Origin of the sequence: Collinsella sp. CLA-JM-H32 (assembly GCF_040098165.1) — a bacterium.
GTDB lineage: Bacteria > Actinomycetota > Coriobacteriia > Coriobacteriales > Coriobacteriaceae > Collinsella.
In genome coordinates, this window is the sequence record NZ_JBBNMZ010000005.1 from 151756 (window position 1) to 161586 (window position 9831).

At 59.3% G+C, this 9831-nt stretch carries 7 protein-coding genes and 1 rRNA gene; all 8 read right to left on the bottom strand.

Annotation, left to right across the window (positions count from 1 at the left end; translation table 11 throughout):
* Window positions 1-44: 44 nt before the first annotated feature.
* Window positions 45-1934 carry a carbon starvation protein A gene (locus tag AAA021_RS04700; protein ID WP_196033790.1) on the bottom strand — a complete coding sequence of 630 codons (1890 nt, stop codon included), beginning with the start codon at window positions 1932-1934 and terminating at the stop codon, window positions 45-47.
* Window positions 1935-2726: 792 nt separating this feature from the next.
* Window positions 2727-5111: a tRNA (adenosine(37)-N6)-threonylcarbamoyltransferase complex transferase subunit TsaD gene (tsaD, locus tag AAA021_RS04705; RefSeq protein WP_260699345.1), complete on the bottom strand. Its 2385-nt coding sequence runs from the start codon at window positions 5109-5111 to the stop codon at window positions 2727-2729.
* The gene (gene tsaE, locus AAA021_RS04710) at window positions 5098-5604 is read right to left on the bottom strand and encodes a tRNA (adenosine(37)-N6)-threonylcarbamoyltransferase complex ATPase subunit type 1 TsaE (protein WP_006235849.1); all 507 of its coding nucleotides are present in this window, start codon (window positions 5602-5604) and stop codon (window positions 5098-5100) included. The genes tsaD and tsaE overlap by 14 nt, the downstream gene beginning before the upstream one ends.
* A 12-nt stretch (window positions 5605-5616) precedes the next feature.
* Window positions 5617-6237 (bottom strand): uracil-DNA glycosylase, encoded by a 621-nt coding sequence (locus AAA021_RS04715; protein WP_349088223.1) that lies wholly within the window; start codon window positions 6235-6237, stop codon window positions 5617-5619.
* An 8-nt stretch (window positions 6238-6245) separates the two neighbouring features.
* A complete protein-coding gene (alr, locus tag AAA021_RS04720; RefSeq protein ID WP_349088225.1) occupies window positions 6246-7391 on the bottom strand; it encodes an alanine racemase in 1146 nt (381 codons plus the stop codon).
* Between the two features lie 2 nt (window positions 7392-7393).
* Window positions 7394-9010: an NAD(P)H-hydrate dehydratase gene (locus tag AAA021_RS04725; RefSeq protein WP_082222952.1), complete on the bottom strand. Its 1617-nt coding sequence runs from the start codon at window positions 9008-9010 to the stop codon at window positions 7394-7396.
* A complete protein-coding gene (gene acpS, locus AAA021_RS04730; RefSeq protein ID WP_006235843.1) occupies window positions 9011-9550 on the bottom strand; it encodes a holo-ACP synthase in 540 nt (179 codons plus the stop codon). It abuts the gene before it with no gap.
* A 174-nt stretch (window positions 9551-9724) separates the two neighbouring features.
* Window positions 9725-9831, bottom strand: a 5S ribosomal RNA gene (gene rrf, locus AAA021_RS04735); the annotation flags it as partial.

The following is a 9831-nucleotide window of genomic DNA, read 5'->3' on the forward strand; positions in this document are numbered from 1 at the left end:
TCTTTCCGAGTCAAATGGATGGGAGATTCAACCCGTCCGACCGACTAGGCCTTGGCGGCCTCGGCGTCAGCGGGAGCCTCGGCGGCAGCGGCGCGACCGTACTCGGCCTTGCCCATCTCGGACCACTCGGGCTCCTCATCAGGCATGGAGCCAGCCTCCTTGCCGAAGAACTCCTTGAGGCAGTTGACGGCGACGATGAGGCCCAGGACCATCAGCAGGACGGCAAAGACGAGCTGCAGGCCCTTGGTGGCGGCGACGGAGACGGCGGCCGTGGTGGCGGTAGCCGGGATGGTGCCGAAGAAGCCGTAAGCCTGGACGGCGGCCATGCAGCCCATGGCGCTCTGGACCAGCGAGGTGAAGGTGCAGCAGAGCAGGAAGGCGACGGGCACGTAGAGCATCCAACCCTTGCGGCCGGTGCACTTGCAGAACACGGCGAGGGTGATCATGGTCATGCCGCCGAGCAGCTGGTTGGAAGCACCAAAGAGCGGCCAGATGTTGGCATAGCCACCAAAAGCGAGGGCGAGACCGGGAAGCAGGGTGACGACCGTGGCGAACCAGGGGTTGCCGAGGACCTTCATGTAGCCGGCCTTGGACTCGATGGCCAGGGCGTCGTTGGTCTGGGCAAAGAACTCGGAGAACGAGGTGCGGGCGATGCGGGCGACGGCGTCGAGCGAGGTCAGGGCCAGAGCGGAGACGTTCATGGTCATGAAGACGGTAGCGAGCGTGCCGTCAACACCGAAGGCCTGCATACCGCGGGAGATGCCAGCGGCGAAGATCTGGAACGGGGTGGAAGCGACACCGGCGTTGAGGGCGCCGGTACCGGCGGTGTTCATATCGGAGAACATGATGCCGGCAACGATGATGGCAAGGATGCCGACGAAGGACTCGACGATCATTGCGCCGTAACCGACCTTGACGGCGTCCTGCTCCTTCTCGACCTGCTTGGAAGAGGTGCCGGAAGAAACGAGGCTGTGGAAACCGGAGAGAGCACCGCAAGCGACGGAGACGAACAGGACCGGGAACATCATGCCGGAGGCAGTGGAGAAGCCGGTGAAGACCGGAGCGGTGATAGTGGCCTGACCGTTGACGCCCAGGACGACGATGCCGAGGACAGCGCAGACGATCATGACGATCATCATGATGGAAGTGAGGTAGTCACGCGGGGTCTTGAGCATCTGGATGGGCATAGCGCCAGCGAAGACCAGGTAGACCATGACGACGGCGAACCACTGGAACTTATCCAGGTAGACCGGAAACTGCATACCGACGGCGAACATGAGAACCATGAGGACCACGCCGGTGACGAACTCGGCAGCGCCGGTGAGGTTGAACTTCTTCTGGGCCCAACCAAAGGCGATAGCGACGAAGGTGAACAGGATGGAGATGGTACCAGCGCAGCCGGCGGCATAGGACTTGGTGAAGTCGATGGCACCGGTAGCAGCACCAGAAGCGTCAACGGCCGGGGTGAACATGAACGTCTTGCAGACCATGTCGGTAAAGGCGGCGATGACGATGATGCAGAACAGCCAGCAGAACAGCAGGAACAGGCGACGGCCGGTCTTGCCGATATACTTCTCGATGAGCTGAGCGAGTGACTTGCCGTTGTTCTTCATCGAAGCGTACAGGGCACCAAAGTCGTGGACGGCGCCAAAGAAGATGCCGCCGACGAGGACCCAGAGCACGACGGGCAGCCAGCCAAAGGCCATGGCGACGATCGTACCCGTGACAGGGCCAGCACCGCAGATCGAGCTGAACTGGTGCGAAAACGCAGTGAAGGCGGAGACGGGCGAGAAGCTGTTGCCGTCCTTCATGCGCTTGGCCGGCGTGAGGGCCTCTTTGTCAACGCCCCACTTGTTGGCCAGCCAGCGGCCGTAGCCCAGATAGCCGCAGGCGAGCACCGCCGCGGCCACAACCATGAGCAAAACTCCGTTCATTACATTTCCTCCTCTAAAAAGAACTTCCTAGACATAAAAAATGAGGGCCGTCGGTTGCGCTCGACGGCCCTCATCTTCATCAGCCGCCCGTTATCGTACGGGCTAGCTGTATGTGCTAACCCGCATCAGATAATTACTACGCTGATAATGTTTAGCTGATGCGTGAACATGTCTAAGAAATCCTCTTCAATCATGATGTGAACGATCCGTGCGTGTTCACATCCCCCAGTGGTTGAAAAGGAGTATGAAACTTTAGTTACCTAAAGTCAACGCAAATATGTAATGAATTATCAACTTTTTTTGAATTTCTCGGTATAAAACGCCACCGACCTCGGACTTTACCCGACAAAAGTTTTTGCATGAGAGATGCCTCTCGGGAGTGGGCGGGCGTATGCAAGGTTTCCTGCTCTACAGTCCTGCTCGCACGGAGAGCACATTAAGTGCTCTCCGGCTCGTGCGGAACTCGCGATAAACCTTGTATACGCCCGCCCGCTCCCGAGGGGCTCCCATCCCAAATGCGGAGCAAAGCTCCGCACGCCAACTTTTTCTTTCAGCTAAAGAACGCCGGAAATTCGACGCTGGCTTGTTAACCTTGCTGGACGTTGTCGACGCCAAACCAGCCCAGAAGCTATATCGATACAGAAAGGTCCCCGGACGGAGGGGCCGGATATAAGGTTTATCGCGAGTTCCGCACGCAAAGAAGGCCACTTAATGTGGCCTTCGTCTTGCGCAGGACTGTAGAGCAGGAAACCTTATATCCGGCCCCTCCGTCCGGGGACCGCGCCGTACCAGCTACAGCGTCATGTTTGGATCGGCGTCGACGTCGAACGGCGAGATTTCACCTCGGTCGAATTTACGGCGGGCGACCTCCGCGATCATGGCAGCGTTGTCGGTGCATGCCGAAAGAGGCGGCACCGTCACGCGGATGCCCTGGCGTCCGAGCTTCTTGATCATCATCTCGCGCAGATGCGGGTTGGCCGAGACGCCGCCGCCGATGCAGTATTCCTTGCATCCGGTAGCGTGCAATGCGTTTTTGGCCTTCTTGTACTGCACGTCAAAGACAGCTGCCTCAAACGAAGCTGCCAGATCGGGCAGGTGAATCGTGCGCCCGGCCTTGGTCTCCTGTTCAATGTAGAGCGTCACAGCGGTTTTAAGGCCCGAAAGCGAGAAGCGATAGTCTCCCCTGCTGTTGAGCGCACGGGGGAAATCAATCGCGCGGGGATTGCCTGTCTCGGCCAGCTTGGAAATGATGGGGCCACCGGGATAGCCCAGGCCCAACGCCTTGGCCACCTTGTCGAAGGCCTCGCCCACGGCGTCGTCGAGCGTCTCACCGAGCACCTCGTAGTCGCCCCACGCCTTCACGTGCACGAGCATGGTGTGCCCACCCGAGACAAGCGTGAAGATAAACGGCGGTTTGAGGTCGGGTTGCGCCAGCAGGTTGGCAAACAGGTGCCCCTCCAGATGGTTGACGCATACGAGCGGCTTACCGGCAGCGTAGGCAAAGCCTTTGGCAAAGGCAACGCCCACCACGAGGGCGCCCACCAGGCCCGGACCCTGTGTCACGCCCACGGCGGCAAGCTCGCTGGGGGCAATGGCTCCACCCTCAAGACCAAGCGATGCTGCGGCATCCTCGAGCGCCGCATCCACGACACTCACAATCACCTCAACGTGTTTGCGCGAGGCGATCTCGGGCACCACGCCGCCAAAGCGGGCATGAAAATCAATCTGTGTCGACACCTGGTTGGCCAGCATATTGCCATCCGCATCGATAATCGCCACGGCCGTCTCGTCGCAGGAACTCTCGATAGCGAGCACTAGGCGGCGGCGCTCAATTTCGGCACGCTCCCCCTCGGAGCGCCCAGGCGCAGGCAGCGGCCATACGCGCTGCTCTGCCGCCGTCGGCTCGGGCGAAGCATTGTCGACCGGAAGCACCAGGGGCAGCGGCGCCGTCATGACGATGGCATCCTTGCCGACACCGTAGTAGCCGCGGCGACGGCCAGCCTCGGTAAAGCCCAGAGCGTTATAAAGCGCGATCGCCCCCTCGTTACCGTCCTCGACCTCGAGCGAAGCCGTGGTGCAGCCGAGCATCTGGGCATCATAGCTCACGTGCGACAGCAGCTTGCGGGCAATGCCCTCGCGGCGATGTGCCGGGTCGACGGCGACATCCAGAATCTGCACATCACCGTCCACGACCATACCGCCGGCAAGGCCCAGCAGCTTGCCGTCGTCGTGTGCCACCCACCAACTACGCGGCGCAGCGACGTCCTCGCCCAGTTCGGACAGGAACATGCCCGGCGTCCACGCCTTGTGTCCGGCACCTTCAAAGCAGGCAGCCTCTAGCGCGCTCGCGCCCTCGGCATCCGCCGCGCCCATGGGACGGAACTGCAGATGACGACCGGCGAGCTCATCGGCAACGCCCGTAATTTCGCTTTGCGCACTCTCGGCAAGACCAAGACGCTTGCGCTCGTTTTCCTCGGCATCAGAAAGGCGCGTGTAAATCGGCAGGACGCGAGCCGGATCGCCGTCACCCGCAGCGTGCGCGAGCAGCAAGCCCTCGCCCGAAGGCCACCACAGGTCGCGCTCCACGCAGCGGGCGGTCTCGTCCTCACCCAGCAGCTTGCCATAGCGCACGAGACCGTCACCGGTCAGCTGAACCTGGTCCCAGTCCGCTGCTTGGCGCCACTCATCGAGCGCCACGGCGGCCTTGACCACGTGTTCGCGCTCAAATTGACGCTCGGGACCCTCATCGACCAGCATATACAGCGCCGGATATACCTCACCGCGCATAGCATCGGCCAAGATACCAAGCTTGCCGCGCACGCCAGCCTTCCACGCCGTCCAAGCGCAAGCGTCGAGCGTCGACACGCCCAGCAGCGGAACATTGGCACCGCGCGCGAGGCCCTTGGCAGTGGAGATGCCGATGCGCACACCCGTAAACGACCCCGGGCCGCGGCCGACCACGTAGTAACCAACATCGCTGCGATCCAGACCGGCTTGAGCCAGCACGCCATCAACGGTATTCACGAGCTCAACGTTGGCGTGACGGCGACACATGTGGTCGCCACTCACGAGCTTCGTCTCGCCCGTCTGCCCATCAATCCAGCTTGCCGCGCAGGCAAGCATGTCGGTCGAAGTATCGAGCGCCACCACCAGCGCGTTGTCGTTATGCAAGCTCATCTTGTACAGCCTTATCAATCAAATGGGAAAGCTCCATTGCGCGGTCACCGTGCGCCTCGAGCGTTATCGTTCGCACATCGCTGTCGCCCTCATCACGCTTGAGCGTCACCGAAAGATACTCATCCGTCAGCTCGTCTTGGAATTGTTCGCCCCATTCCAGCAGGCAAGCACCCTCATAGCCCAGCACATCAAAAATGCCCGTATCCTCGAGCTCGTAGGCATGCTCCAGGCGGTATAGATCAAAGTGAAACAGCGGAATACGGCCTTGATCGTGAACGGCCATGAGCGCAAACGTAGGGCTCGTAACCATATGCCCATCGCCCAGCCCGCGCGAGACGCCCTTGGTAAAGTGAGTTTTGCCCACTCCCAGGCCACCGGTCAGGATGAGCACATCGCCGTCCTCAAGGCACGGTGCAATTAGCTCGCCAAAGTACTCCGTATCGGCAGCGCAAGTCGTTTTGTAAGTACCTACCCCCAGGCGCTCCAGGGACATATATGCTCCTTATTATTCCGAGGCGTCCTCTGGTGCGGGATGTCGCTCCAGATAGTCGCCCAGCATCTTAAAGTCTTCCTCCAGCAGTTCCTGCCACGCCGGATTGCGTAGCGCTGCTGCCGGATGGAACGTGGGCATTACTACAAAATGCCCCATCTGGTGGAACCTGCCGCGCAGCTTAGTAATGCCAATCTCGGTCTTAAGCACAAAGTGCGTCGCGGGGTTGCCGAGCGTCACGATAATATCGGGCCAGATGCTTCGAATCTGCTCACGCAAAAACGGCGAGCAAGCCAGCACTTCCTCGGGACGCGGGTTGCGGTTTCCCGGCGGACGGCACTTAAGCACGTTGGCGATATAGACATCCTCGCGCTTAAGACCCGCCAGGGACAAAATGCCGTTGAGGTCTTCACCCGCCGCCCCCACAAAGGGCTCGCCCTGCAAATCCTCATTGCGGCCCGGCGCCTCACCAATAAACATCACGCGAGCGCGGGGGCTTCCCACGCCAAACACGATATTGTGACGCGACTGGTAGAGCTGGCAGAGGTGACAATCGCCCAGAACGGCCTCAATTTCCTCGAGTGCGACCTCACGTGGTGCCTGATGGGTATGGCCGGGGATGTGCATGACGCCCATAGCGGCTCCTACACGTAGACCTTGTCGAGACGCATGCCAAAGCCGCAGGCGACCTCGTAGTTAATCGTTCCGCGCAGTCGGGCCATCTCGTCCATAGTGATCTCGGCATCGCCATCGCGGCCGACAATGATCATCTCGTCACCATACTCGGCCTCGGGAATCTCGTGTGCCGGGTTGGACTGAATGGCGACCATAAACTGGTCCATGCAGATATTGCCAACCTGATGCACGCGCTCACCGCGATACAGCACATCCATACGATTGGAAAGCGTACGCGATAGGCCATCGGCATAACCGATCGGCAGCGTGCAGATCTGAACGCGCGCACGCGGTACGCGGTAGGTAAAACCGTAGCCCACGCCCTCACCCATCGCAGGGTGTGCCACGCGCGTCACACGCGCATGGACGCTCATAACGGGATCAAGCTGCATCACGCGGCCACTCAGCTCGCACGGCTGCATGCCATACAAGCCAACGCCGGCGCGGATCATATCAAAATGCATCGAGGGGTCGAGCATCGAGGACGGCGTGTTGGCGCAGTGCACGATACCGCACTCAAAACCCGCATCCTTAATGGCCTGAACGGCCTCGGTAAAGCGCTGACACTGCAGCTTGTAGTCCCAGCCCGAAGGTTCATCGGCCGTGGCGAAGTGCGTAAATACGCCGTCGCACTGAATACCGCGATGGAAATTTATACCGCGGACAAAGTCGAGCACCTGTGTGTAGTGTACGCCGATACGATTCATACCCGTCTCGATGGCGAGATGATACTTGCCCACCTTGCCCGCCGCGACGGCACATTCGCCATACGCAAGAGCAAAGTCAGACGTATAGACCGAGGGCATGATATCAAACTCGAGCAACGTCGGAATGGCCTCGATAGGCGGCTCGCTTAGGATGAGGATGGGTTTCGTAATCCCGCCCTGTCGGAGCTCAACGCCCTCGTTAACCGTCGCCACGGCAAACATGTCGGCACCGGCCGAATACATGATCTTGGCGCACTCAACAGCTCCATGACCATAAGCATCGGCCTTGACCACGCAGCACAGGCGCTGACGTGGATTCAACAAGTTCTTATAGGCCCTCGTGTTGCGACGGAGCGCCCCGCGGTCGATCTCGACCCAGGACCAGCGCGTCAAATCGGCTTTATTCATGATTAGTCATCCGACCCTTCGTCCATGATTCCCAGATCTTCGAGCGCATCCTTTGCCGCCAGCTCCATGGCAGGACCAATCAAGTCGATAAGATCGGTCGCGATAACGCTCTTCTCACCATACTCCGTCGCCGCGGCAAAACCGGCGTAGCTGTGAAGTGCGACGGCGTACGAATACAGCAACTCCCAACGATCCATCTCGTCGCGCATGGTGGCAAGCGTGCCGGCCAAAATACCCGCGAGAACATCACCCGAACCGGCAGTTGCCAGAGAAGCCGGACCCGAGAGCGGCAACAGAACGCGCTCAACGCCACAGATAGCCGTCGTCGGCCCCTTGGCAATGACCACCAGATTGTCGGAGCCTGCAGCCCAGACAACCTTCTGCGCGGCCGCAATCGCGGTACCAAGGTCGTTCACCTCGTCACCGGCAACCAGACGCGAAAGCTCACGATAGTGCGGCGTCATAACCAACGGCTGCTCGCGACGATACATCTCGGGGTTACTATCAATACCGTCAATGGCAATCTTAGCAAGGCAGTTGAGTGCATCGGCATCCAAAATAAGCGGTACATCAAGCTCGAGCAAGCCCGAAACCACCTGCATAGCGCCGGCCGACGTCGTCATACCGGGACCGCACAGTACGCAGCTGTACTTCTTTGCAATCTCGCACACCGTCATGCGCGCAGCGGCGCCAAAGGAGCCGCGGGAATCAGACGGAATAGCAAAGACGGGAATCGAAGGAAGTGCCATGCGAATAAGATTAGCGCAGGCGTCAGGAGCCGCGACTGCCACGTAACCAGCACCCGCGCGAGCTGCAGACTTGGCCGCCATAATGGCAGCACCAGGATATTGCGCAGATCCGGCGACAATAAGCACAGAGCCACGGGAATACTTATCGATATTCGTAGGAAGTGGAGCAAAGTAATCAACTAAGTCACCGGGCTCGACAATCTCGGCGGCGTGGTCGACATCATCGATGACCTCGTCAAGACGGTCGTAAAGATTGCCGCAGATCAAATCGCCAGCATACTCAGGGCCATCAGCGCTATACAGACCAATCTTGGGCGCAATCATCGTCACCGTATGCTCGGCACGAATGCAGTCGTCATCAACAACGCCCGTCTCGGCATTCAGGCCCGAGGGGACATCAATGGATACGACACAATCGGCGCATTCATTGACCGTAGGAATCCAGATGGAGAACGGCGCACGCAGATTCCCGTGGAAACCGGTACCAAAAATGGCATCGACAACAACATCGGCCTTATCGATCAAAACCTCGAGTTCATCACGCGAGGGGCCGACGCAAACGTGCACATCGCGGCCGGCAGTACGACGAGCAACATGACGTGCCAGAGCAGCAGGAATCTCATCCGGCTCAACCGGAGAAACGATATCGACGTCCACACCCTTATGGCTCAGAATATCGGCGGCAACCCAACCGTCGCCGCCATTATTACCAAAACCGACCAGAACGAGAACCCGATCGGGATTGAGCTTCAAGACCTCGTTGGCGGCAAACTCACCCGCTAGCTCCATAAGCTCGGCCTTCGAAGTCCCTTCGCGTTCGATGATATCCTCGAGACGAACGACTTCTTCGGTACTCAAAACCGGTTTCATCTATGCTCCTAGCGTATCTTGCGAAGCATCGCCCAGGTGCTCCGTCAATGCTGAATTCTGCAGCTGCTCAAGCTCATCTAAAACAGAGCGAGCCTCTTTAAATGTCTGCGCTACGCGTTTCTTGGTACTCACCTTTTCCTCTTTTGGCTTAGGCCGAGCATCTTCGGTAATCGCGATGGCATTCGCAACGGCTAAGTCTCCTGTAAGCGTAATGGAAAGAGCGACCTCAACAACACCCAGCTCTTGAGCGATCTCGAGAGCACGGCCCGAAAGCAGCGCTTTCGGTTTGCCGAGTTTATCACGCGTAACCGAAACATCCTTGCGACCAACGCCTTGACTAAAACCCGTGCCGAGAGCTTTAAGTACCGCCTCGCGCGAAGCAAAGCGGCTGGCATAGTGAGCAGCGGGGCGCGATGATGCATCACAATACGCACGCTCTTCTTCGGTAAACACACGCCGAGCAAACGACGGCGTCTTTTCAAGTATTGATTTCATACGGGAAATCTCGACGATATCAACGCCGATACCAGCTTCAGCCATGTTCACCTCCATATCGCACAGACTAAGTTATTGTAGCCCGTTCACAGAAGATGCGACAAACGAGGGTTATAAAACACAGCCACTATGTGAGACAAGAGCCCGTAAACGCAAAAAAAGGGGGAGGCCGCGAGGCCTCCCCCTTCCAAGTTCGATGACGGCTCGGTGCCGTCCACCGGTCAGCGGCGCCCTGGCCTCCCACGGGCTGACCCCGCAGTACTCTCGGCGCGATGGGGCTTAGCTTCCGGGTTCGGAACGGGACCGGGCGTGCCCCCCATGCTCTG

Bases quoted from the DNA above. Each gene is read 5' to 3' on its own strand.
- acpS (WP_006235843.1), bottom strand. From the start codon at position 9,550: ATGGCTGAAGCTGGTATCGGCGTTGATATCGTCGAGATTTCCCGTATG.
- AAA021_RS04715 (WP_349088223.1), bottom strand. From the start codon at position 6,237: ATGGGCGTCATGCACATCCCCGGCCATACCCATCAGGCACCACGTGAG.
- tsaE (WP_006235849.1), bottom strand. From the start codon at position 5,604: ATGTCCCTGGAGCGCCTGGGGGTAGGTACTTACAAAACGACTTGCGCT.
- tsaD (WP_260699345.1), bottom strand. From the start codon at position 5,111: ATGAGCTTGCATAACGACAACGCGCTGGTGGTGGCGCTCGATACTTCG.
- AAA021_RS04725 (WP_082222952.1), bottom strand. From the start codon at position 9,010: ATGAAACCGGTTTTGAGTACCGAAGAAGTCGTTCGTCTCGAGGATATC.
- AAA021_RS04700 (WP_196033790.1), bottom strand. From the start codon at position 1,934: ATGAACGGAGTTTTGCTCATGGTTGTGGCCGCGGCGGTGCTCGCCTGC.
- alr (WP_349088225.1), bottom strand. From the start codon at position 7,391: ATGAATAAAGCCGATTTGACGCGCTGGTCCTGGGTCGAGATCGACCGC.